The organism is Pseudomonas sp. MYb2, from assembly GCF_002979955.1.
In the GTDB taxonomy this organism is placed as follows: domain Bacteria; phylum Pseudomonadota; class Gammaproteobacteria; order Pseudomonadales; family Pseudomonadaceae; genus Aquipseudomonas.
In genome coordinates this window covers 1-23,791 of record NZ_PCQC01000012.1, presented here as the reverse complement: position 1 = coordinate 23,791, position 23,791 = coordinate 1, and the positions used below count along the sequence as shown (strand labels likewise).

General features: G+C 61.0%; 25 protein-coding genes. 6 read left to right on the top strand and 19 right to left on the bottom strand.

Translation table 11 applies throughout. The annotated features are described in order from the left end of the window. Positions 1-28 precede the first annotated feature (28 nt). Positions 29-1,351, top strand: coding sequence for a lytic murein transglycosylase (locus CQ009_RS19495; protein ID WP_064390741.1), 1,323 nt, complete (start codon positions 29-31; stop codon positions 1,349-1,351). Between the two features lie 87 nt (positions 1,352-1,438). Here the strand turns inward: CQ009_RS19495 and CQ009_RS19490 are convergent, their stop codons facing one another. The 13 genes from CQ009_RS19490 to CQ009_RS19430 form a co-directional block, all read right to left on the bottom strand. Beyond that, positions 1,439-2,386 (bottom strand): LD-carboxypeptidase, encoded by a 948-nt coding sequence (locus tag CQ009_RS19490; RefSeq protein WP_064390742.1) that lies wholly within the window; start codon positions 2,384-2,386, stop codon positions 1,439-1,441. 174 nt (positions 2,387-2,560) lie between these two features. After that, complete coding sequence (lipA, locus tag CQ009_RS19485) at positions 2,561-3,559, bottom strand: lipoyl synthase (RefSeq protein ID WP_161806657.1); 999 nt, start codon at positions 3,557-3,559, stop codon at positions 2,561-2,563. Between the two features lie 25 nt (positions 3,560-3,584). Then, on the bottom strand, positions 3,585-4,232 hold the full coding sequence (gene lipB, locus CQ009_RS19480; protein WP_105708261.1) for a lipoyl(octanoyl) transferase LipB: 648 nt from the start codon (positions 4,230-4,232) through the stop codon (positions 3,585-3,587). Further along, positions 4,232-4,507 (bottom strand): DUF493 domain-containing protein, encoded by a 276-nt coding sequence (locus CQ009_RS19475; protein ID WP_008087908.1) that lies wholly within the window; start codon positions 4,505-4,507, stop codon positions 4,232-4,234. Before CQ009_RS19475 ends, lipB begins: the two co-directional genes overlap by 1 nt. An 85-nt stretch (positions 4,508-4,592) precedes the next feature. Continuing rightward, positions 4,593-5,750: a D-alanyl-D-alanine carboxypeptidase family protein gene (locus CQ009_RS19470; protein WP_064390744.1), complete on the bottom strand. Its 1,158-nt coding sequence runs from the start codon at positions 5,748-5,750 to the stop codon at positions 4,593-4,595. Positions 5,751-5,935: 185 nt separating this feature from the next. Further along, a complete protein-coding gene (locus tag CQ009_RS19465) occupies positions 5,936-6,946 on the bottom strand; it encodes a septal ring lytic transglycosylase RlpA family protein (RefSeq protein ID WP_064390745.1) in 1,011 nt (336 codons plus the stop codon). Beyond that, entirely contained in the window at positions 6,946-7,956 is a 1,011-nt protein-coding gene (gene mltB, locus CQ009_RS19460; RefSeq protein WP_064390746.1) for a lytic murein transglycosylase B, read from the bottom strand. The genes CQ009_RS19465 and mltB overlap by 1 nt, the downstream gene beginning before the upstream one ends. Positions 7,957-7,973: 17 nt before the next feature. Further along, on the bottom strand, positions 7,974-9,077 hold the full coding sequence (rodA, locus tag CQ009_RS19455; protein ID WP_064390758.1) for a rod shape-determining protein RodA: 1,104 nt from the start codon (positions 9,075-9,077) through the stop codon (positions 7,974-7,976). Between the two features lie 31 nt (positions 9,078-9,108). Beyond that, positions 9,109-11,004 carry a penicillin-binding protein 2 gene (gene mrdA / locus CQ009_RS19450; RefSeq protein ID WP_064390747.1) on the bottom strand — a complete coding sequence of 632 codons (1,896 nt, stop codon included), beginning with the start codon at positions 11,002-11,004 and terminating at the stop codon, positions 9,109-9,111. A gap of 10 nt (positions 11,005-11,014) precedes the next feature. Then, positions 11,015-11,482, bottom strand: coding sequence for a 23S rRNA (pseudouridine(1915)-N(3))-methyltransferase RlmH (rlmH, locus tag CQ009_RS19445; RefSeq protein WP_003185785.1), 468 nt, complete (start codon positions 11,480-11,482; stop codon positions 11,015-11,017). A gap of 9 nt (positions 11,483-11,491) precedes the next feature. Next, positions 11,492-11,986 (bottom strand): ribosome silencing factor, encoded by a 495-nt coding sequence (gene rsfS, locus CQ009_RS19440; protein WP_016986117.1) that lies wholly within the window; start codon positions 11,984-11,986, stop codon positions 11,492-11,494. A 72-nt stretch (positions 11,987-12,058) separates the two neighbouring features. After that, complete coding sequence (gene nadD / locus CQ009_RS19435; RefSeq protein WP_105708259.1) at positions 12,059-12,781, bottom strand: nicotinate-nucleotide adenylyltransferase; 723 nt, start codon at positions 12,779-12,781, stop codon at positions 12,059-12,061. Next, positions 12,750-14,021 carry a glutamate-5-semialdehyde dehydrogenase gene (locus tag CQ009_RS19430; protein ID WP_105708257.1) on the bottom strand — a complete coding sequence of 424 codons (1,272 nt, stop codon included), beginning with the start codon at positions 14,019-14,021 and terminating at the stop codon, positions 12,750-12,752. The genes nadD and CQ009_RS19430 overlap by 32 nt, the downstream gene beginning before the upstream one ends. Positions 14,022-14,198: 177 nt before the next feature. Between CQ009_RS19430 and CQ009_RS19425 the strand changes: the two genes are divergently transcribed. Both CQ009_RS19425 and CQ009_RS19420 read left to right on the top strand, forming a co-directional pair. Further along, a complete protein-coding gene (locus CQ009_RS19425; protein ID WP_105708254.1) occupies positions 14,199-14,894 on the top strand; it encodes a DNA-3-methyladenine glycosylase in 696 nt (231 codons plus the stop codon). 117 nt (positions 14,895-15,011) lie between these two features. Further along, a complete protein-coding gene (locus CQ009_RS19420; protein WP_064390751.1) occupies positions 15,012-16,328 on the top strand; it encodes a bifunctional DedA family/phosphatase PAP2 family protein in 1,317 nt (438 codons plus the stop codon). A gap of 92 nt (positions 16,329-16,420) precedes the next feature. Here CQ009_RS19420 and CQ009_RS19415 read toward each other — a convergent pair whose 3' ends face one another. From CQ009_RS19415 to CQ009_RS19405, 3 genes are read right to left on the bottom strand one after another with little or no spacing between them, the layout of a single operon-like run. Continuing rightward, a complete protein-coding gene (locus CQ009_RS19415) occupies positions 16,421-17,011 on the bottom strand; it encodes an LON peptidase substrate-binding domain-containing protein (RefSeq protein WP_064390752.1) in 591 nt (196 codons plus the stop codon). A gap of 10 nt (positions 17,012-17,021) precedes the next feature. After that, on the bottom strand, positions 17,022-17,738 hold the full coding sequence (locus CQ009_RS19410; RefSeq protein ID WP_105708252.1) for an LrgB family protein: 717 nt from the start codon (positions 17,736-17,738) through the stop codon (positions 17,022-17,024). Then, positions 17,738-18,100 (bottom strand): CidA/LrgA family protein, encoded by a 363-nt coding sequence (locus CQ009_RS19405; protein ID WP_105708249.1) that lies wholly within the window; start codon positions 18,098-18,100, stop codon positions 17,738-17,740. The genes CQ009_RS19410 and CQ009_RS19405 overlap by 1 nt, the downstream gene beginning before the upstream one ends. Positions 18,101-18,291: 191 nt before the next feature. Between CQ009_RS19405 and CQ009_RS19400 the strand changes: the two genes are divergently transcribed. The 3 genes from CQ009_RS19400 (at position 18,292) to CQ009_RS19390 (ending at position 21,246) form a co-directional block, all read left to right on the top strand. Then, entirely contained in the window at positions 18,292-18,747 is a 456-nt protein-coding gene (locus CQ009_RS19400) for a MaoC family dehydratase (protein WP_064390755.1), read from the top strand. A 102-nt stretch (positions 18,748-18,849) separates the two neighbouring features. Further along, entirely contained in the window at positions 18,850-20,577 is a 1,728-nt protein-coding gene (locus tag CQ009_RS19395; protein WP_105708247.1) for a C13 family peptidase, read from the top strand. Between the two features lie 27 nt (positions 20,578-20,604). Then, a complete protein-coding gene (locus CQ009_RS19390) occupies positions 20,605-21,246 on the top strand; it encodes an oxidoreductase (RefSeq protein ID WP_053124198.1) in 642 nt (213 codons plus the stop codon). 127 nt (positions 21,247-21,373) lie between these two features. Here CQ009_RS19390 and CQ009_RS19385 read toward each other — a convergent pair whose 3' ends face one another. From CQ009_RS19385 to mpl, 3 genes are read right to left on the bottom strand one after another with little or no spacing between them, the layout of a single operon-like run. Further along, positions 21,374-21,658: a YceK/YidQ family lipoprotein gene (locus CQ009_RS19385; RefSeq protein WP_053124200.1), complete on the bottom strand. Its 285-nt coding sequence runs from the start codon at positions 21,656-21,658 to the stop codon at positions 21,374-21,376. After that, positions 21,651-22,298, bottom strand: a complete 648-nt coding sequence (ubiX, locus tag CQ009_RS19380) for a flavin prenyltransferase UbiX (protein WP_053124202.1) — start codon at positions 22,296-22,298, stop codon at positions 21,651-21,653. The genes CQ009_RS19385 and ubiX overlap by 8 nt, the downstream gene beginning before the upstream one ends. Further along, positions 22,295-23,644, bottom strand: coding sequence for a UDP-N-acetylmuramate:L-alanyl-gamma-D-glutamyl-meso-diaminopimelate ligase (gene mpl / locus CQ009_RS19375; protein WP_007909560.1), 1,350 nt, complete (start codon positions 23,642-23,644; stop codon positions 22,295-22,297). Before mpl ends, ubiX begins: the two co-directional genes overlap by 4 nt. Between the last annotated feature and the right edge of the window lie 147 nt (positions 23,645-23,791).

Sequence of the window (23,791 nt, the reverse complement as noted above, 5' to 3'; positions counted from 1 at the left end):
CACCTGATTCGTTTTCCTGGAACTGTGCATGCCCCTAAGTCTTTCCCGTCGCTGGCCTGTTCGCCAGATGATCGCTGCCTCCAGCTTCATTCTGCTTGTCGCCTGCGCGGAAAAACCCACCGCCGCCGATGCGCAACCCCTTCAAGCCGCGCCTGTCGCCACGGCCCCAGCGATCATCCCGCCGGTAGTGCCGTCCGCCGACCCTCTCGATCTTCAGCCCACTCAGACCTTTGCCGAATGGCAGGCAGGTTTTCGCAAGGACGCGCTGGCCGCCGGGATTCGTCCTGATCTGTTTGATCGCGCCTTTGCCAATGTCAGCTTCGATGCCAGCGTGATTCGCGCCGACCGCAGCCAGCCGGAGTTTTCCCGCCCGGTGTGGGAATACCTCGACGGCGCGCTGTCGCCACTGCGCGTGCGCAAAGGTCAGGCATTGATCAGCCAGTACGCCGATATTCTGCAAAGCATCGAGCAACGTTATGGCGTCGATCGTCAGGCGCTCGTTTCGGTATGGGGCATGGAGAGTAATTTCGGCCAGTTCCAGGGCAGCAAATCGGTGATCAACTCACTGGCCACCCTCGCCTACGAAGGCCGTCGCCCGGGCTTTGCCCATGCGCAATTGATCGCCGCCCTGCAAATTCTGCAACAGGGCGATATCACGCCAGAGAAGATGCTTGGCTCCTGGGCCGGCGCGATGGGCCAGACCCAGTTCATTCCGACCACTTACAACACCCACGCCGTGGATTTCGACGGTGACGGTCGCCGTGACATCTGGGGCAGCCCGGCGGATGCGCTGGCTTCCACTGCGCATTACTTGCAAAGCTCCGGCTGGCAGCGTGGCCAGCCGTGGGGTTTTGAAGTGCAACTGCCGAGCAGTTTCAATTACACCCTGGCTGACGGCGCGATTCGCAAGAGTGTCGCTGAATGGCGTCAGTTGGGCGTGATTCTGCCAAACGGCGGGCAGGCGCCTGCGGGCACTGAACAGCTGTCCGCCGCCCTCTTGCTTCCGGCGGGCTACCGTGGCCCGGCGTTCCTCATCCTCGACAACTTCCGTGCGATCCTCAAGTACAACAACTCGTCGTCGTATGCGTTGGCAGTGAGCCTGTTGTCCGAGCGTTTCGACGGCGCAGGCTTGATCAACGGCACCTGGCCGAAAGATGACCTGCCATTGAGCCGTACCGAGCGGATGGAGTTGCAGACCCTACTGAGTGCGCGCAATTACGATGCCGGCACGGCTGACGGGATTATCGGCGCCAATACCCGCAAGGCGATTCGCAGTGCGCAGCAGGCGCTTGGCTGGCCGGCGGATGGCTATCCGACGCACAAGTTGCTGGAAAGCCTGCGGAGCCAATAAAGCCAGATCAAAAGATCGCAGCCTGCGGCAGCTCCTACATGGATCGCATTCCAATGCAGGAGCCGCCGCAGGCTGCGATCTTTTGCATTATCGGGTCACCACATCCTGCTCCAGCAGCAACTCCTGCTTCCCGGCATCCAGACGCACCAGCGCGCCCATCGGCAGCGTCAGGTTCGGATCGCAATGGCCGCTGCGCCACCCCGACAGGACCGGAATCCGCAACGGTTCAAATGTCTGCTTGAGCAAGCGGTTCAATGCCGCGACATCCACTCCTGCCACATCCCCAACCAACACTCCGCGCAATTTGGCCAACTTGCCGGCCAGACGCATCTGGGTCAGCAACCGGTCGATGCGATACAACGGCTCGTTGATGTCTTCGATGAGCAGAATCACCCCTTCGACATCAATCTCGTAAGGCGTGCCCAACGTTGATGCAATCATCGCCAGATTGCCGCCGAGCAAGCGTCCGTGAGCGATACCGGGCGCAACCGTGGTCAATGGATAAGCCACCGGATGACTCAGCACACTCCCCGCCCTCAACTGGCCGCGCAGCATGGCGAAGAACGAAGTGACGGTCGGCGGCTCCTTGTCGCCCAGCAGGTCGGCATTGAGCAGCGGTCCGTGAAAGGTCACGAAGCCGGCATAGCGACTGATGGCCAGGTGCAGTGCGGTGATGTCGCTGTAGCCGACAAATGGCTTGGCGTTACGACTCAGCAGATCGTAGTCGATCCGGTCCAGCAGTCGTGGCGTACCGTAGCCACCGCGCAAGCAGATGATCGCGTCAACTTCAGGGTCGGCGAACGCGGCATGCAGATCGTTGAGCCGCACGTCATCGCTGCCTGCCAGATAGCCATCCTTCTCGTAGACGCCAGGAAACACTTTCAACCCATAACCCCGGGCGCGCATCCATTGCACAGCCTTGTCGGTGTCCAGCGCACCGGGCCCGGCTGGCGCGATCACGCCGATCAGCCCTTCCGACGGCAACGCGGGCACCGGTTTATGGGGAAACAGTGTGTGGGTGGGTCGAACGGTCATCCATGGATCTCCCTGTGTGAACTCATGCGCACACAGTAGTCAGGAACGGGAGGAAACAGAAGAGGCTCTGCTGCCCCGCGCATTGCAGGAAAAGTATGCGCCTGGCGTAGGACAGGCAAAAAAATGCCCGCGAAGACTAACGTCTCGCGGGCATTTTTTACGTTCAGCAGCGGATCAGGACCCCATCAACTCAGCCTTCACCAGCTTGGCTTGCTCGTCGGCGTGGTACGAAGAACGCACCAGCGGGCCCGAAGCGACGTTCTTGAAGCCCATCTTGTAACCTTCCTCGGCGAACCAGGCGAAGGTGTCCGGATGGACGAAACGCTGCACCGGCAAGTGGCTACGCGACGGTTGCAGGTACTGACCGAGGGTCAGCATGTCGATGTCGTGTTCGCGCATGCGCTTCATGACTTCGATGACTTCTTCGTCGGTCTCGCCCAGACCCAGCATCAAGCCGGATTTGGTCGGAATGTGCGGCATCATCTGCTTGAAGCGTTGCAGCAGAGTCAGCGACCACTGGTAATCCGAACCCGGACGCGCAGCCTTGTACAGGCGCGGCACGGTTTCCAGGTTGTGGTTGAACACATCCGGTGGCTCGGCAGCAGTGATTTCCAGCGCGACGTCCATGCGGCCACGGTAGTCCGGGACCAGGGTCTCGAGCTGCACGTTCGGCGACAGTTTGCGGATTTCGCGGATGCAGTCGGCAAAGTGCTGGGCACCACCGTCGCGCAGGTCGTCGCGGTCAACCGAAGTGATCACCACGTACTTGAGCTTGAGGTCGGCGATGGCGATGGCCAGGCTTTCCGGCTCGTTGACGTCCAGTGGCTTCGGACGACCGTGGCCAACGTCGCAGAACGGGCAGCGACGGGTGCAGATGTCACCCATGATCATGAACGTCGCGGTGCCGCCGGAGAAGCACTCACCCAGGTTCGGGCAGGAGGCTTCTTCGCAGACGCTGTGCAGCTTGTGTTTACGCAGCAGGCTCTTGATCCGGTCGACTTCCGGCGAAACCGGGATGCGTACGCGAATCCAGTCAGGCTTCTTCGGCAGTTCGGTGGTCGGAATGATCTTTACCGGGATGCGTGCAACCTTCTCGGCGCCGCGCAGCTTGACGCCGGCTTCTACCTTGGGACGCGGGGCCGGGCGCTCGGTCACGTCGAGCGTCGGGATCATGGTTTGCACTGCATCAGTAGTCATATCAGTCGATTCCGCCCGTCAGGGTCGTCTGCTCAGCATAGTCGAGGTGTTTGACGAGCTGCGCACGCAGCCGGGCACTTACCTCGGCAAATTCAATCGATCCTGCGTGATCGCTCAGCTGGGTCATTGTCAACCCGGCATAGCCGCAGGGATTAATCCGTCGAAACGGTTCCAGGTTCATATCCACGTTCAGGGCCAGGCCATGAAAGGAACAACCGTGGCGAATCCGCAAACCCAGAGAAGCGATTTTAGCTCCATCGACATAGACGCCGGGAGCATCTGGCTTGGCCGCAGCGGTTACGCCGTAGCTGGCCAGCAGTTCAATCAGGCAAGCCTCCATGCGACTGACCAGATCACGCACGCCGAAACCCAGCTTGCGTACATCCAGCAACAGGTAAGCCACCAACTGGCCGGGGCCATGATAAGTCACCTGCCCGCCGCGATCGACCTGCACCACCGGGATATCTCCCGGCAGTAACAGGTGTTCGGCCTTGCCGGCCTGGCCCTGAGTGAACACCGGTGGGTGTTCGACGAGCCAGATTTCGTCGGCGGCATCGCTGCCGCGTTCGTTGGTAAAGCGTTGCATGGCATGCCAGACCGGCTCGTAAGCCATCTGGCCGAGCTCACGAAAGCCCAGCGTGCCCGGCATCACAACACCATGTGCACGAAGCCGGTCGCCCGCAGTTCGCTGTTGATGTTGTACAGCTGATCCTGATCGGTCGCGACGATGTGCAACTGAATTGTGGTGTATTTGCCGTTGCTGCTCGAACGCTCGTCGACACGCTCATCGTTGATCTTCGCGAATTTCTTCACGATTTCGATGATCTTGTCTTTGTGGCCAACCCCCGTGTCGCTGATCACCTTAACCGGATAATCAACCTGGGGAAATTCGATCTTTGGCGCCTTTACTTCGGTATCGGTCATGGCGTAACGGCCTCTTGAGCGCAAGCCGTGATAACGCGCATGGCCCCGCACCGGATCGGGGCGGGGCCATGCAGGTCAACACAAATCAGTTGAACAAGCCGTAGAAGAATAGACGGATGCTATCCCACATGCGGCGGAAGATACCACCCTCCTCGACGCCATCCAGAGCGATCAGGTCAGCGCTGTGCACGACCTTGTCTTCCAGTTTGACTTCGACTTTACCGATCACGTCGCCCTTGGCGATTGGCGCAACCAGTTGCGGGTTCATGGTCATGCTCGCAGCAAGCTTCTTCAGCTGGCCTTTTGGCAGGGTCATGGTCAGGTCTTCAGCCAGGCCGGCCTTGACTTGATTGGTGGTGCCTTTCCACACCGGGGCCTGAGCCAGTTCGGTGCCCTTCTGGTAGAAGGTCTGGGTTTCGAAGAAGCGGAAGCCGTAAGTCAAAAGCTTCTGGGTTTCAGCGGCGCGGGCCACTTCGCTGTTGGTGCCGAACACCACGGCGATCAGGCGCTGGCCATCACGTACAGCCGAGGACACCATGCAGTAGCCGGCTTCGTCGGTGTGACCGGTTTTCAGACCGTCGACCGTCTTGTCGCGCCACAGCAGCAGGTTGCGGTTAGGCTGCTTGATGCCGTTCCAGAAGAACTCTTTCTGCGAGTAGATCGCGTAGTGAGCCGGGTCTTCATGGATGATCGCACGGGCCAGGATCGCCATGTCGTGAGCCGACGAGTAGTGCTCAGGGTTTGGCAGACCGGTCGGGTTCATGAAGTGGGTATTGGTCATGCCCAGATCAGTCACAGTCTTGTTCATCAGGTCGGCGAACGCATCTTCGCTGCCGGCGATGTGCTCGGACAGCGCGACGCTGGCGTCGTTGCCGGACTGGATGATGATGCCGTGCAGCAGGTCGCTGACGGTGACCTGCGAGCCAACCTTGATGAACATCCGCGAACCGCCAGTGCGCCAGGCGTTTTCGCTGACGGTCACCGGATCGTTTTCACCGATCTGGCCACGACGGATTTCCAGGGTCGCGATGTACGCGGTCATCAGCTTGGTCAGGCTGGCCGGTGGCAGACGCTGGTCGCCATTGTTCTCTACCAGCACGTTGCCGCTCGCGGCATCCATGAGTACGTAGGCTTTGGCGGCCAGTTGCGGTGGCGACGGCATCATCTCGGCCGCGAAGGCGGCTGGCGAGAGGAGCAGCGGGACTAGCAGACACAGGCGTTTGGCAAAGGTGGTGATGTTCATCCGTCTCTCGAAATCGCTAATGGAAACTGCCCTTGCGGACAAAATTTAATCAGATGACTTTCTAACGAGCCATCGCGTGTTCAGTTGCTCACTCCAGTCACCCTTGCCGGGCTTTTGTTCTTCGACGAGCCAACAACCTGATTCACCCCCCAATCGCTGGCGAATCGTCAATCAAGTTCTACGTGTTACTCGGTGACCACACTTGGCGAACCAAGGTTGGCCAGGCGCACGCTGTTCTGTACCTGGGCAATTTCACCCGGCGAACCGATCGGCCCCAGGCGCACCCGGTGCAGCGTCTGCTGATTGCGCACGATCGAGCTGATGAACACCGGAGCGCTCACCATCCCGCTGAGCTTCGACCTCAGCAGTTCTGCAGCGTCCGGGTTGGCGAACGCGCCCACCTGCAGATACTGGCCAGACGCTGGTGCAGAAGCGTTTTTTTTTGCGCTCATCGGCACCGGAACGGTGTCAGAGGCATGTTGCTGCGGCGGTGGCGTCCACTGCTCGACGGTGCCGGCCGAGGCCGTAATCACCGGGGCGCTATTCTGCGCCACTTGCGGCTCGTTGAGCATCAGCGGCGCCGGACGCCCCTTGGCGGCCCAATATTGTTGCGGATCGATACCTTCGACCTTGACCCGTGCAGTGCCGGTTTCGGCGTAGCCGAGTTTCTTCGCCGCCGCATAGGACAGATCGATGATGCGGTCGGAGTAGAACGGCCCACGGTCATTGACCCGCAGAATCACTGTCCGATTGTTATCCAGGTTGGTCACCCGAACGTAACTTGGCAGTGGCAAGGTCTTGTGGGCTGCACTCATGCCGTACAGGTCGTAGACCTCGCCGTTGGCGGTGTTCTGACCATGAAACTTGGTGCCGTACCAGGACGCCGTGCCGGAGGCGACGTAAGTCTTGGATTCCTGCAACGGGAAGTAAGTCTTGCCCAGCACGGTGTACGGGTTGGCCTTGTACGGGCCGGTGTGCAGGGTCGGCGTGGCATCCGGGATGCGCGACACATCGACGTCCCACCATGGCGCGCCGTCTTTATGCGCGCGATTGATGTCCAGGCCGGGCTGCGCCCGCACGGCGGTATTCGAGGTTTTCTGAGTCGGCGAACGGCTGGTCGAACAACTGGCGACCAGCACTGCCAACGCAGCGAATGCCACCAGCTTCAGGGGTTTACTGTTAGGCAATGCCTGCATTACTTGACGCCCCGTGCTTGTACCAGCTGTTCAGACAGTTGATGTACGGCCATGGCGTACATCACGCTGCGGTTATAACGCGTGATCGCGTAGAAATTCTTCAGGCCCATCCAGTATTCCGGGCCGTTATCGCCTTCGAGGCGAAATGCCGTAACCGGCATATCATCGCGCAGCGCATCATGACTTGACCAGCCCAGCGCCCGCAACTCTGAGACCGTCTTCGTCGGCTCGATGCCAGTGGTCAGGCCTTCATCGACCTGATCGCCACGGACATCGGCGCGGCTGACCACCGGCTCACCGGCAACCCAGCCGTGACGCTTGAAGTAGCTGGCGACGCTGCCGATCGCATCATCCGGGTTGTTCCAGATGTTGATGTGGCCGTCACCGTCGAAATCCACCGCGTAAGCGCGAAAGCTGCTCGGCATGAACTGCGGCAGGCCCATGGCCCCGGCGTACGAGCCTTTGAGGGTCAATGGGTCGACCTGTTCTTCGCGCGCCAGCAGCAGGAACTCACGCAATTCCTTGCGGAAAAATTCGGCACGGGGAGGATAGTCGAAACCGAGCGTCGACAAGGCATCGATCACCCGGTAATTACCGGTATTACGTCCGAAAAAGGTTTCAACGCCGATGATCGACACGATGACTTGTGCCGGTACGCCGTATTCCTGCTCGGCACGGGCCAAAGTTGCCTCGTGCTGACGCCAGAAATCCACACCGCGGGCAATGCGCGCGTCGGTGATGAACATCGGCCGGTATTCTTTCCACTGCTTGACCCGTTCGGCGGGCCTTGAGATCGCATCGAGAATCGCCTGCTTGCGTTGAGCCTCGCGGAACACCGCCATCAGTTGCTCACCGGCGAAACCGTAGTCGCGGGTCATTTCACCGACGAATTCGGCCACCTGCGGCGAGCCTTCGTATTCGCCGGCCAGCGCTTCCTGCATGCTGCCCAGGAGGCCCATCAGGCCTACCACTGGCGCGCATCGAGTCGCCCAGCCACGCATTACTTGCATTGCACTCTTCACCTTATTCAAACCTGTGCGATCCACTTGCGATGGGTATGGATCGACATCAAAACCCCAAACGCTGACAGCAGCGTCACCAGCGAAGTTCCTCCGTAGCTAATGAACGGCAACGGCACCCCTACAACCGGCAACAGGCCACTGACCATACCGATGTTGACGAAAACGTAAACAAAAAACGTCATGGTCAAGGCACCGGCGAGCAATTTGCCGAACAGCGTTTGCGCCTGGGCGGTGATCACCAGTCCCCGGCCAATCAGCAGCAAATAGATCAGCAACAAAGCACAAATGCCCACCAGGCCGAACTCTTCGCCAAGCACCGCAATGATGAAGTCGGTATGGCTTTCCGGCAGGAAGTCCAGGTGCGACTGGGTGCCGAGCAGCCAGCCCTTGCCGAATACGCCGCCGGAACCGATCGCGGCTTTCGACTGAATGATGTTCCAGCCGGTGCCCAGCGGATCGCTTTCCGGGTCGAGGAAGGTCAGGATTCGCTGTTTCTGGTAGTCGTGCATGATGAAAAACCACATCGCCACCGACACCGGGACCGCCGCCGCCAGCACGCTGAGAATCCAGCGCCAGCGCAGCCCACCCATGAACAGGACAAACGCACCGCCCGCCAGAATCAGCAGCGAAGTGCCGAGATCGGGCTGACGCACGATCAGCGCGAACGGCACACCGATCAGCATCAGGCTGATGCCGACATGCTTGAGTTGCGGCGGCAGCGTACGCTTGGACAAATACCAGGCAATGGTCGCCGGCATCAGGATCTTCATGAATTCCGAGGGCTGGAAGCGGATCACCCCGGGGATATTGATCCAGCGTGTGGCGCCCATGGCGTTGTGGCCCATGATGTCCACCACCAACAGCAGCACCACGCCGATCACATAGCCGAGCGGCACCCAACGCGCCATGAAACGCGGCTCGAACTGGGCGATGATAATCATCGAGACCAGACCGATACCGAACGAAGTGGCCTGTTTGGCCAGCAGGTCCCAGCTCTTGCCACTGGCGGAATACAGCACGAACAGGCTGCCGGCGGCGAGGATCAGCAGCAGGATCAGCAACGGTCCGTCGATATGCAGTCTTTGCAGCAGCGTCGCGCGGCGACGCATCACATCCTCACTGGAGAGCATGCGATCAAAGTTATTCATCACGGGCCGTAGCCTCCGCACTGATTGGGCTGGCGTATTCGGCCTTCAAGCGTCCGTCCTGATCGAGCAGCCAGGCGTCCATGACCTGACGTACGACGGGAGCAGCAACCCCGGAGCCGGACTCACCGTTTTCGACCATCACCGATACAACGATTTTCGGGTCATCAGCCGGGGCGAAACCGACGAACAAGGCATGGTCACGGTGGCGCTCCTGAACCTTGGAGCGGTCATATTTCTCGCCCTGCTTGATCGCCACGACCTGAGCGGTACCCGACTTGCCGGCAATCCGGTATTGCGCGCCGATGGCGGCTTTGCGCGCGGTACCCCGCGCGCCGTGCATCACCTGCTGCATGCCGTGGTTGACCTTGGTCCAGTCCGACGGGTCGCGCAGGATAATGTCCGGCATCGGGTTTTCATCCACCGGCTTCACCCCTTCGAGGGATTTGGCCAGGTGCGGGCGGTTCCAGATGCCTTTGTTGGCGACCAGCGCCGTGGCCTGGGCCAGTTGCAGCGGGGTCGATTGCATATAGCCCTGGCCGATCCCGAGGATCAGGGTTTCGCCAGGGAACCACGCCTGCTTGCGCGTCGCCCGCTTCCATTCGCGGGACGGCATCAGGCCGGGGGATTCTTCGAACATGTCGAGCGAGACCTTCTGGCCGATGCCGAACTTGTTCATGTACGCCGACAGCCGATCGATGCCGAGCTTGTGCGCCAGGTCATAGAAATAGGTGTCGTTGGACCGCATGATCGCCGTATCGAGGTCGACGAAGCCGTCACCGGTGCGGTTCCAGTTACGGTATTTGTGATCATAGTTCGGCAGCATGTAGTAGCCCGGGTCGAACACCCGGCTGGATGCCGTCACCACCCCGGAATCGAGGCCGGCAATCGCCACCGCCGGTTTGATCGTAGAGCCCGGCGGATACAGGCCGCGCAGCACGCGGTTGAACAGCGGCCGGTCGATGGAATCACGCAACTCGGCATAGGCCTTGAAGCTGATCCCGGTGACGAACAGGTTCGGGTCGAAACTCGGCTGGCTGACCATCGCCAGCACTTCGCCGGTCTTCGGATCCAGCGCCACCACTGCGCCGCGACGTCCGCCCAATGCTGCCTCGGCCGCTTCCTGCAATTTGATGTCCAGACTGAGGACGATGTCCTTGCCAGGAATCGGGTCGGTGCGCTTGAGCACCCGCAACACGCGGCCGCGAGCGTTGGTCTCGACTTCTTCGTAACCGACCTGACCGTGCAATTCCGGCTCGTAGAACCGCTCGATGCCGGTTTTGCCGATGTGATGGGTGCCGCTGTAGTTGACCGGATCGAGGCTCTTCAGCTCTTTCTCGTTGATCCGCCCCATATAGCCCACCGAGTGCGCAAAGTGCGCACCCTGCGGGTAGTGACGAACCAGCTGCGCAACCACTTCCACACCGGGCAGACGGAACTGGTTCACCGCGATGCGGGCGATCTGCTCTTCGGTCAGCTCGAACAGGATCGGTACCGGCTCGAACGGCCGGCGCCCCTGGCGCATGCGCTTCTCGAAGATCACCCGGTCCTCGGGCGTCAGCTCCAGCACTTCGACGATGACGTCGAGCACTTGCTGCCAGTCGCCGGAGCGCTCGCGGGTCATGCTCAGGCTGAAGCTTGGCCGGTTGTCTGCCACCACCACGCCGTTGCGGTCGAAAATCAGCCCGCGCGTTGGTGGAATCGGCTGCACGTGGACGCGGTTGTTCTCCGACAGTGTCGAGTGGTACTCGTACTGAATCACCTGCAAGTAATACAGCCGCGCGATCAGCACGCCGATCAACAGCATGATCGCAATGGCCCCGAACACGACGCGGCTACGCACCAGGCGTGCGTCCTTTTCGTGGTCCTTGATGCGGATCGGCTGAGACATGAGGGCTGGATTACTTGTGGTAAGGGTGACCGGACAGCACGGTCCAGGCACGGTACAACTGTTCGCCGATCAGGATCCGCACCAGCGGGTGCGGCAACGTCAGCGGCGACAACGACCAGCGCTGATCGGCACGGGCACAGACTTCCGGCGCCAGCCCTTCCGGGCCACCGACCATGAAATTGACCGTGCGCGAATCCAGCCGCCAGCGGTCGAGTTCGACCGCAAGCTGCTCGGTGCTCCAGGGTTTGCCATGGACTTCCAGCGTGACGATCCGCTCGTTCGGCCCGACCTTGGCCAGCATGGCTTCGCCTTCCTGGCGGATGAAACGGGCCACGTCGGCATTCTTGCCACGGGTGTTGAGCGGTATTTCCACCAGTTCCAGCGCCAGCTCGGACGGAAGACGCTTGGCATATTCATGCCAGCCTTCTTCCACCCACTTGGGCATGCGTGAACCGACGGCGATCAGGCGCAGTCGCACAGCAATCCCTTACAGCTGGTCTTTGTTGAGCTTGGTGAAATGCTCGTGGGTGTTTTCCGGGCTGTGGTGCTTGGCATCCGCCGCACGACTTTGCTCGGCACCGGCCCACAGGCGCTCCAGGTCGTAGAACTGACGTGCCGAGGCAGTCATCATGTGCACGATCACCAGGTCCAGGTCCAGCAGCACCCAGTCGCTGTCGCCCTTGCCTTCTTCGCCCAGCGGCTTGGCGCCCTGCTTTTTGACTTCTTCGCGAACCTTGTCGAGCATCGCGTTGATCTGGCGGTTGGACGTACCGGTGGCGATGATCATGTAGTCAGTGATGCTCTGCTTGTCGCGAACATCGATGATCTGGATGTCTTGTGCCTTGACGTCTTCCAGCGCAGCTACGGCCAGCTTGACCAGTTCGTCGCCCTTCAGCGGCTCGTTGGTGTTGACCGGCTCTGGCAGCGGGGCGCTCTTGAATGTGCCTTTGCGCTTTACTTTGGTTTGGTCTTTGTCAGTCATATAAAACTCGTTTTGCTCATATATTCGGCGGCTTGGCGACACGTGGATTCGTATCAGTGAAGCACGCCTTGTTCAATTCGACGCACGGTACAGACCGTGCGCATCGATGTAGGCCAGGACCGCGTCGGGCACCAGGAAACGTACCGACTTACCGCTGGCCAGCAGTTGACGGATCTGGGTGGCGGAAACCGCGAGCGGTGTCTGCCAGACGAATGCAATCTGTCCGCTCGGCCCTTTCAGGGCCAGCGGGTCGCTCACCGAACGCGCTGCCAGCAGGTTGCGCAAGGCATCCGGCGGTTCGCTGTCGGCGTCCGGGCGCTGTAGCACCAGGATGTGGCAATGCTGGAGCAACTCTTCCCAGCGATGCCAAGTGGGCAGGCCGCAAAATGCGTCCCAGCCCAAAAGCAGAAAAACCTGGGTCTCGGCGGGCATTTCAGCGCGCATCGACTCCAGGGTATCAATGGTGTAGGACGGTTTGTCCCGCTGCAGTTCGCGGGCGTCCACCACCAGCGGCGGCACTCCGGCCACCGCGCACTCGACCATTGCCAATCGATCCTGCGCCGACACCTGCGGCGTACCGCGATGTGGCGGCCGCGCATTCGGCATCAGGCGCAACTCGTCGAGCGCCAACGCTTCGGCGACTTCCAGCCCACCACGCAAATGGCCGATGTGCACCGGGTCGAACGTGCCGCCCAGGACGCCAATGCGTCGCGGACGGGTTTCGCTGCCGGGCTGCGGCGCTGTCAGGTCGAGTTCGGACAAGTCAGACCGTCGCCTGGCCGCGCAACTGGCCATCACCGACCACGATGTACTTCTCGCAGGTCAATCCTTCGAGACCCACCGGGCCGCGGGCGTGCAGCTTATCAGTAGAAATGCCGATCTCGGCACCCAATCCGTATTCAAATCCATCGGCAAAGCACGTCGGGGTGTTGATCATCACCGACGCCGAGTCGACTTCCGCCACGAACCGGCGGGTGTCGGCGAGGTTTTCGCTGACGATCGAGTCGGTGTGATGGGAGCCGTAATGGTTGATGTGTTCGATGGCCTGATCCAGACCGTCGACCACGCGAATCGACAGAATCGGCGCCAGGTACTCGGTGCCCCAGTCTTCTTCGCTGGCCGCAACGGCATCAATAATCGCCCGGGTGCGTTCGCAGCCACGCAGCTCGACGCCTTTTTCGCGGAACCGGGCAGCCATCGACGGCAGGAAATCCTTGGCAACAGTCTGATCGACCAGCAGCGTCTCCATCGCACCGCAGATGCCATAACGATAAGTCTTGGCGTTGAAGGCGATGCGCTGGGCTTTCGGCAGATCAGCGTGGGCACTGACGTAAACGTGGCAGATACCATCCAGGTGTTTGATCACCGGCACGCGGGCGTCACGGCTGATGCGCTCGATCAGGCCACGGCCACCGCGCGGCACGATGACATCGACGTACTCGGGCATGGTGATCATCGCGCCAACGGCGGCACGGTCGGTGGTTTCGACCACTTGCACCACGGCGGCGGGCAATTCAGCCTCGGCCAGACCACGCTGAATGCACGCGGCAATCGCGCGGTTGGAGTGAATCGCCTCGGAGCCGCCGCGCAGGATCGTCGCGTTGCCGGACTTCAGGCACAGGCTGGCGGCATCGATGGTCACGTTCGGCCGGGACTCGTAGATGATCCCGATCACGCCCAGCGGCACGCGCATCTTGCCGACCTGAATCCCCGACGGACGGAAGCTCATGTCGCGGATCGCACCGACCGGATCCGGCAACGCAGCCACCTGACGCAGGCCGACGATCATGCCGTCGATACGCGCCGGGGTCAGTTCCAGACGCTCCAGCAATGCCGGCTCCAGACCATTGGCGCGACCGGCAGCCAGATCCTGTTCATTGGCTGCAGCAAGCTCGGCGCGCGCAGCGTCGAGGGCATTGGCAGCAGCCTGCAAGGCGCGGTTTTTCTGCGCGGTGCTGGCACGGCCGATGACCCGCGAAGCTTCGCGGGCGGCGCGACCCAATCGGGTCATGTAGTCAAGAACGGACTCAGTCATGGTCTGCTGGGGTCTTGGCAAAGAGGAAAGCGGCAGATTATAGCTGTCGCGTCCCGGGACTAACAGCGGTGACGGGCGGATGGTCAAAATGAGCCGCGAATCGCCGACGTTCAGGCGTAATTAAGCCGCGCATTGTTATCATCACGACCTCTTCAGCCTGGATAAACCTTGTCTGCCATGTCCAACCTGACTGTTCGCTCCCACGCCGAACGCCTGCCGCTGGGGCTCCCGGACGCTTTTTTTGACCGGGACGCCCAAGTGCTGGCCAGAGAATTACTCGGTAAAGTCATCCGTCATCGCGTCGGCGATCTGTGGCTCAGCGCGCGGATCATCGAAACGGAAGCGTATTACTGCGCGGAAAAAGGCAGCCACGCGTCCCTCGGCTACACGGAAAAACGTAAGGCTTTGTTTCTGGATGGCGGCCACATTTATATGTATTACGCCCGTGGCGGCGATTCGCTGAACTTCAGCGCGCAAGGGCCGGGTAATGCCGTATTGATCAAATCGGCCTATCCGTGGGTCGATGAAGTCAGCGGGCCGGCGAGTCTGGCGCAGATGCTGGTGAATAATCCGGATGCGCAGGGCCGACCGCGGCCGTCGCAAAAGCTCTGCGCCGGGCAGACATTGCTGTGCAAAGCGCTGGGCTTGAAGGTGCCAGTGTGGGACGCCAAGCGTTTCGATCATGAACTACTTCTGGTAGAAGACACCGGCCCGGCGCCCTCGCAGATTATTCAAACCACGCGACTGGGCATTCCCCACGGTCGTGATGAACACCTGATGTACCGCTTCGTCGATGCCACTTATGCGCAATGGTGCACGCGGAACCCGCTGCGGCGCGGTCAGGTCGAAGGCCGGGATTATTTTTTGCTGTAAACACACACTCATGCAGGAGCTGCCGAAGGCTGCGATCTTTTGATCTTTTGAAAAGCAAAGATCGCAGCCTTCGGCAGCTCCTACAGGGGGATCATCAATGGTTTGGAGTTTGTTGGTATGGGCCCATGGCTCGATAGCGTAACCGGTTGGCTGGCAGCCAACCCGCAGTGGCTGGCCGCCGCGGTATTCATCGTCGCGTGTGTGGAATGCCTGGCGATTGCCGGTTTGATCGTGCCCGGCACGGTGTTGTTGTTTGCCGTGGCGGTACTGGCCGGCAGTGGCGCGCTATCGTTGAGCGAAACCCTGCTGCTGGGCTTCCTCGGCGGGATTCTCGGGGATTTGATCTCGTATTTCCTTGGCCGCCACTTCCACCAGAACATCCGGCGCCTGCCAGGCTTGCGCCATCACCCGGAATGGATGGCCGGCGCCGAAAGCTATTTCCAGCGTTATGGCATCGCCAGCCTGTTGGTCGGGCGTTTTATCGGTCCATTACGGCCGATGCTGCCGATGGTTGCCGGCATGTGCGACATGCCCTTCCCGCGTTTCGCCGCCGTCAGTTTGCTGGCCGCCGCCGGCTGGAGCCTCGCTTATCTGCTGCCAGGCTGGGCCACGGGCGCGGCGATCCGTTTGCCGCTGCCGGAAGGTTTCTGGCTGCAAGCCGGAATTGTCGCGGCGAGCATCGCCGTCATGGTCGGTCTGAGTGTCAACAGCAGCCTGCGCCGCCATCGCCGCGCAACGATCTGGATCAGCAGCATGAGCCTGCTGATTCTGATCGGTCTGTTCAGTGGCTACCCGTACCTCACCGCGCTCGACCAAGGCGTGATGACGCTGGTGCAGGAACATCGCCAGCCGATGCTCGATGAAATCGCCGTGACGTTCACCCTTATCGGCGAATTCCGCAACATGCTGATGTTCAGCGCCCTGCTCACCGGTCTGTTGCTGCTGTGCCGGCAATGGCGCCAGGCAATTTTCGCCGGCGGCGTGTTGCTCTGCACAGCGCTGCTGAACACCGGCACCAAGATGTTTTTCGCCCGGGTTCGCCCGGAAGTGCTGAGTGATCCGCTGACCAGTTACAGCATGCCCAGCGGCCACGCTTCCGGCTCGTTTGCGCTGTTCCTGGTGCTGGCCGTTCTGGCGGGCCGCGGGCAACCGCCGCGCATGCGCCTGACCTGGCTGTTTGTCGGTTGCATTCCGGCGCTGTCGATTGCCTTGTCGCGGGTTTATCTGGGGGCGCATTGGCCGACGGACATCCTCGCCGGGGCGATGTTGGCGGCGTGCGTGTGTGCGGCGGGGTTGTGGCTGAGCCAGCGTAAACAGCCACTGAACGCCATGCCGTTCAAGGTCTGGTGGCTGATTTTGCCGGCGTTGGTGGTGTTGTTCAGTCTGTTTGTGTTTCGACATTTGCCAAACACGATGTTGCGTTACGCGTATTGAACGTCAAAAGATCGCAGCCTTCGGCAGCTCCTACATGTGTTCATGTGTTCGTCATGCAGGAGTTGCCGAAGGCTGCGATCTTTTACGATGTTTCAGGCAAACAGCTCGCCCTGCAGCTCATCGAGCAGCGCCTGGATCGCATCCAGTCGCTGCTGCGGATCGTCGAGCTGCAGCAGGTCGATCTTGTCTTCTTCGGCGAACGGCAACAGATAGGCCAGCTGATTGGCCAGTGACTGCTGGCCGAGCGCTTCGGTGCCCATGTTCAAGGCTTCAACCATCGGGTGTTCCGCCAACGCTTTGAGCAGCGCAACCAGGTCGGCGTCTTCGTCCTGCAGCGGTTGCTCGGGCTCTTCGTCGAGCCACTCGACGTCGGCGAGGATCAACTGATCGCGCTGCACTTCAGTGCGCAATACATTGAAACGCCGCCCGCCCTGCACGCGAATTCCCAGCAGGCCGTTGTCCTGCTGCTGGAAATCGGTGATTCGCGCCTCGCAGCCGACCAGTGCATACCCTTCCGGCGCCAGCCCGACTTCGCTGCCTTCAAGAATGCACACCACGCCGAAGCCACCGCCCTGCTTCATGCAGCGGCCGATCATGTCCAGGTAGCGCGCTTCGAAGATCTGCAAGTCGAGGTTGCAGCCGGGAAACAGCACTGTGTTCAGCGGGAAAAGCGGCAGACTCATAGACATTTCCTTACACCACCATCGACACCGCCAACGGCAGGAACACCGCCGTGGCCACGCCCATCAGACTCATTGCCAGCGCCGCGAAGGCACCGCATTCATCGCTCTCCTGCAACGCCACCGAGGTGCCGACGGCGTGTGCGGTCATGCCCAGCGCCATGCCGCGGGCTTCGGGACTGCTCACGCCGAGGCGAGTCAGCAGCGCCGGGCCGAAGATCGCCCCGATCACCCCGGTGATCAACACGAACACCGCTGCCAGCGCCGCGACGCCACCGATCTGTTCGGCCACCAGCATTGCGATCGGCGAGGTTACCGACTTCGGCGCCATGGTCATCAGGATCATGTGATCAGCGCCAAACCACCAGCCCAGCAATACGCCCATGCCGGTCGCCACTACTCCGCCTATCACCAGCGTAGTAAAAATCGGCCAGAACAATTGGCGAATGCGTTTGAGGTTGAGATACAGCGGCACTGCCAGCGCCACCGTGGCCGGGCCGAGCAGAATACTGAGGATCTCGGTGCTCTTGCGGTACTCGGCGTAGGTTAGGCCGCAGCCAACCAGCACACCGATCACCAACAGCATGGAGACCAGCACCGGTTGCAGAAAGATCCAGCGGGTTTTCTCGAACGCTGCCAGCACCAGTTGATAGGCACCGAGGGTGATGCCGATGCCGAACAGCGGGTGATGGATAACCGAAGCCCAGGCACCTTGCCAGTCGAAGAGCATCAGGATTCCTCCGACCGGTGCGCGTGATGCTTGACCATGCGTTGCATCAGCACGCCGGCAAACGCCATCGAGAGGATCAGCGACACCACCAACGCGCCGACAATCGCCCAGAAATCGGCCGCGATCGCCGTGGCATATACCATCACGCCGACGGCCGGAGGCACCAGCAGCAGCGGTAGATAACGCAGCAGACTGCCGGCCGCGAGGTTCAGCGGCTCGCCGACTTCACCGCGAACAATCAGGAAAATCAGCAACAACAGCAGACCGATGATCGGCCCCGGCAGCACTGGCAACAACACGTGATTGAGCGCCGTGCCGAGCAATTGAAACAGCACCAGCATGGTCAGGCCTCGTAACAACATCCGACTTCTCTCCCCGTCTCTCTCCCGTTCATCGCCCGCATTATAAGCACGCCTGCGCTATGGATCGGCATTCGCCAAAAGCATGGTCGGTTGACCGGAGCAAATCGCCATGATGATCTACAGTGGTTCGCAGGGCGGTCAAATCCCCCACCTGAAAAACTATAAAATCGATGAACCCAAGGAGAGTCTCAATGCCCTATGTTCCCGTTGCAGAGCTCAAAGATTATGTCGGCAAGGAACTCGGACGTTCCGAATGGCTCACCATCGACCAGGAGCGTATCAACCTGTTCGCCGAAGCCACCGGGGATTATCAGTTCATTCACGTCGACCCGGTCAAAGCCGCGCAAACGCCATTTGGCAGCACCATTGCCCACGGTTTCCTGTCGTTGTCGCTGATCCCCAAACTGATGGAAGACATCCTGATCCTGCCGCAAGGCGTGAAGATGGTGGTCAACTATGGTCTGGACAGTGTGCGTTTCATCCAGCCAGTGAAGGTCAATTCGAAAGTTCGCCTGAAGGTCGATCTGGGTGAAGTGACCGAGAAAAAACCCGGCCAGTGGCTGCTCAAAGCGACCGCAACGCTGGAGATAGAAGGCTCGGAAAAACCGGCCTACATCGCCGAGCCGTTGTCGCTCTGCTTCGTCTGATCGTTCCGGATGCGAAGCAGCGCACGCTGTTTCGCGTCATGTCTCTATTTATGCGACGCATAGCTGCGGCATACTCGGTCGCCTAATTGCCCGGATCCCGCTATGCGCTCACTCGCTTCTCTTGCACCCATTGCCCTGACCCTGATGCTCACCGCTTGCGGCGACGGCGAATCGCTGTTGCCGCCGGATGCGCGCCTGCCCGACGGCGGACGCTATCGCGGTGAACTGGTCGATGGCTTGCTGCAAGGTCAGGGGCGCGTCGACTACCCCAATGGCAGTTGGTACGCCGGTCAGTTCGACAAGGGCCAATGGCATGGTCAGGGCGAATGGCACGGCAGCAATGGCGAGGTCTATCGCGGCCAGTTCCAGCTTGGGCTGTTCGACGGTCAGGGCAGCCTGACTACCAACGCCAGCAGTTACACCGGCGGTTTCAAGCAGGGCCGGCGTGACGGCGAAGGCACCCTGAAAGAAAACGCCATGACCTACCGGGGCGAGTTCAAGGCTGATCAGTATTCCGGGCTCGGTCGCCTGGAGATGGACGACGGCAGCTCCTACCAAGGCCAGTTCGCCCACGGCAAACCCAACGGCGAAGGCCAACGCGGCGATTCCAGCGGCAACTCGTTCACCGGGCATTTCGTCAACGGTCAGCTGGAGGGCAACGGCACCTTCAACAGCGCCGACGGCGACATCTATGTCGGTGGCTTCAAGAACAATCAATTGCACGGCAAGGGTCGCTACGAAAACGCTGACGGCGATGTCTGGCTTGGCCAGTTCAAAGAAGGCGCGCTGACCGGCAAGGGCGAATTGATCGGCGCCGACGGCAGCCATTACATCGGCTCGTTCAGCGACTGGCGCTTCAGCGGCCCGGGCCGTTTGAACCTGTCTGACGGCAGTTTCTACATCGGCGGTTTCGACAACGACAGTTATTCCGGGCGCGGCACATTGGTGCTGACCGATGGCAGCGTCATGAGCGGCAGCTGGATCAACGGCCAGCGTGTACGCGATGCCGATGGCAAGTTGCTGCCCGATACACTTGAGCTCGGTTTGCTTGCTCAGGGCCGCCTGCTTGAAGACGCATTGGCCGCCATCCCTGCGTCGACCCCGGCGGTCGAGTTGTACACCCTGACCCTCGGCGGCGACGGCAAGCAAAGCGTATTCCTGCGTGAATCCGACTACGTCGCCAACATGCTCAACACACGCTTCGGCGCTTACGGCCAGATCCGGCTGGTCAACCACCGCGATCACCTCGCCGACCGGCCGATGGCCACCCGCGAGAACCTGCGCCGCGCCGCGCAAACCCTCGCCGAACGCAGCGGCCCGGAAGATTTGCTGTTCATCTACCTGACCAGCCACGGCACCGCCGAACATGAACTGGTCCTCGACCAGCCGCGCATGGAACTGGCCGACCTGCCCGCCGACGAACTCGCCGCCGTGCTGGCACCGCTGAAAAACCGTGACAAGATCATCGTCATTTCATCCTGCTACTCCGGCGGTTTCATCCCGGCACTGAAAGACGAACGCACGTTGATCATGACCGCCTCGCGCGCCGACCGGGTGTCCTTCGGCTGCTCGGAAGAAGCCAACTTCACCTACTTTGGCGACGCGCTGTTCGCCCAGGCGCTGAACCAGACCGATGATCTGGAGCAAGCCTTCAAACTGGCCAAGGCCACCGTTGCCGAGCGCGAGCTGGCGGACAATTTCGAAGCCTCGGAGCCGCAGATCTGGGCGCCGAAAACCGTGCTGTCGCACTGGCAACTGCTGCGTAAACAGCAAGCAAGAAAAGCTTTGCAAAGTGCTGCATTGAACGACGGAGCGATAAAGAGCAACTAAGCTGAACAGTATCAAGGGAGAGACACTATGTACTTGACGCCTCAGCACGTATTGCTTGCCGGAGCCACCGGTTTGACCGGTGAACATCTACTCGACCGTTTGCTCAACGAGCCAACGATTTCTCGCGTGCTCGCCCCTTCGCGTCGACCATTGGCCGAACATCCGCATCTGGAAAACCCGGTCGGCGATCCGCAGGCGTTTCTGCCGCAACTCAGTGGCCGTGTCGATATCGCCTACTGCTGCCTCGGTACCACGATCAAACAGGCCGGCTCGGAAGCCGCGTTTCGCGCCGTAGATCTGGACATGGTGGTGGCCTTCGCAAAACGCGCAAGGGAGATGGGCGCGCGGCACCTGATTGTGATCAGCGCAATCGGCGCGGATCCAAAATCATCGGTTTTCTACAATCGGGTCAAAGGCGAAATGGAGCAGGCCTTGCGTGCGCAGGACTGGCCGCAACTGACCATTTGCCGGCCATCGCTGTTATTGGGTGAACGCACGGAGCCGCGTCTGGCCGAGCAACTGGCCGGGCCGCTGTCGAAGCTGATTCCGGGTAAATACCGTGGCATCGAGGCCTGCCAATTGGCGCGGGCGATGTGGCGATTGGCGCTGGAAGAACAGGACGGGGTTCGGGTGATCGAGTCGGATGATTTGCGCAAGCTCGGCAAATAATCTTCCGCCGCATGATCGTTCCCACGCTCTGCGTGGGAATGCAGCCACGGACGCTCTGCGTCCCAAAGCGTGACGCAGAGCGTCACCGGAGGCGTTACCACGCGGAGCGTGGGAACGATCTGTCTAACTACAATCCGCCTGTTGCCTGAAAACTAACGCCGATCACCGTCAGCAATGACAACGGCAACAACAGCGTATCGAGCAACGCACTCCCCGGTAGATCCACACCCGGATAGCTCGGCGCTTCAGCCCCAAACCGATCCATCGCGCAGCACCCGCCATTCATCGCGTACAAATCCAGCCGCGTCCCGGAGTACACCACCGGCGCGCCCGGTTTCGCCGCATCCAAGGTGCGCGCCGTGGCGCACCCGGTCAGCAACACCACCAGCCCGATCAGCAGCAGCTTATTCATCACTGCTCAAATGATGCTCACCCCAACGCGGCAGCATATCCTGGGGAATGCCCAGCAGATTGAGAATCCGCGCCACGACGAAATCGATCAGGTCATCGATGGTCTGCGGCTGGTGATAGAAACCCGGCGAGGCCGGCAGAATGGTCACGCCCATGTTCGACAGCTTGAGCATGTGCTCCAGATGAATGCTCGAATACGGCGCTTCACGCGGCACCAGAATCAACTGGCGACGCTCCTTCAAAGTGACATCTGCGGCGCGCTCGATCAGGTTGTTGCAGGCGCCGGTGGCAATGGCCGACAACGTGCCCGTCGAACATGGCACCACCACCATCGCTGCCGGCGCGCCGCTGCCCGAGGCCACCGGCGACATCCAGTCTTCCTTGCCGTACACGCGGATCTGCCCGGCGGCCGCCCCGGTGTATTCGGTGAGGAACGCCTGCATCATCTGCGGCTTGGGCGGCAGCGTGACATCGGTCTCGGTGGCCATCACCAGTTGTGCAGCCTTGGAGATCAGAAAGTGCACTTCGCGATCTTCACGCACCAGACAATCGAGCAGGCGCAAACCGTACTGCGCGCCCGAGGCGCCGGTCATCGCCAGCGTGATGCGCTCCGGGCCGTTGCCCTGCGAAAAAGTGTTCATTGCAGCGCCTCGGCGAGTTTGCCGTGCAGGCCGCCGAAGCCGCCGTTGCTCATGATCACCACGTGTGTGCCGGGCTGAGCCTGACTCTTCACGCGTTCGATAATGCCTTCCAGCGAATCGCTGACAATCGACGGCACGGTGCACAACGCGGCGGTGCCGGCCAGGTCCCAGCCGAGGTTGGCCGGGGCGTACCAGATCACCTGGTCGGCATCGACCACGCTGTCCGGCAAACCGTCACGGTGGGCGCCGAGCTTCATCGAGTTGGAGCGCGGTTCGATGATGGCGATCAGCGGTGCGTCGCCGATGCGTTTGCGCAAACCGTCGAGGGTGGTGGCAATAGCGGTCGGGTGGTGGGCGAAGTCGTCGTAGATGGTGATGCCGCGTACTTCAGCGACTTTCTCCATGCGCCGTTTGACGTTCTTGAATGCGCTCAAGCCGGCGATGCCCATCGATGGCACTACACCCACGTGACGCGCAGCCGCCAGAGCCGCCAAGGCGTTGGCAACGTTGTGCTGACCGGTCAGCTCCCATTCGACGGTGCCTTGCGACACGCCTTCGAACATCACTTCGAAGGCCGAACCGTCTTCGCTGAGCAGTTTGACCTGCCACTGACCGCCGGCACCGGTGGTCTGCACCGGGGTCCAGCAGCCCATTTCGATCACGCGCTGCAACGCCGGCTCGGTAGTCGGGTGGATAACCAGGCCTTCACTCGGGATGGTCCGCACCAAGTGATGGAATTGCCGCTCGATTGCCGGCAGATCCGGGAAGATGTCAGCATGATCGAACTCAAGGTTGTTGAGGATCGCAGTGCGTGGGCGGTAGTGAACGAATTTCGAGCGCTTGTCGAAAAACGCGCTGTCGTACTCGTCAGCCTCGATCACGAAGAACGGCGTACCGCCCAGACGTGCGGACACCGAGAAGTTCTGCGGTACACCGCCGATCAGGAAACCCGGGCTCATGCCGGCGTGTTCCAGCACCCAGGCGAGCATGCTGCTGGTGGTGGTTTTGCCGTGGGTACCGGCGACGGCCAGCACCCAGCGACCTTGCAGCACGTGATCGGCCAGCCACTGCGGGCCGGAAACGTACGGCAGGCCTTTGTTCAGCACATACTCCACCGCCGGGTTGCCGCGGGACATGGCGTTGCCGATCACCACCAGATCCGGTGCCGGATCGAGTTGCGCCGGGTCGTAACCTTGCGTCAGTTGAATGCCTTGGGCTTCAAGCTGCGTGCTCATCGGTGGATAGACGTTGGCGTCGGAGCCGGTCACGTGATGGCCCAGCTCTTTGGCCAGCACCGCCATCGAGCCCATGAAAGTCCCGCAGATACCCAGAATATGAATGTGCATAGTCGACCTCGTAAAACATGGCCGCAGGTTAGCGTAGGGAGGGGGAAATCGCACTCTTTAGGTGAGGGGCGGGGTGGGTGGGCCGTAACATCTCGACTCGACTGCAGACTACCGCCCTCACCCCAGCCCTCTCCCAGAGGGAGAGGG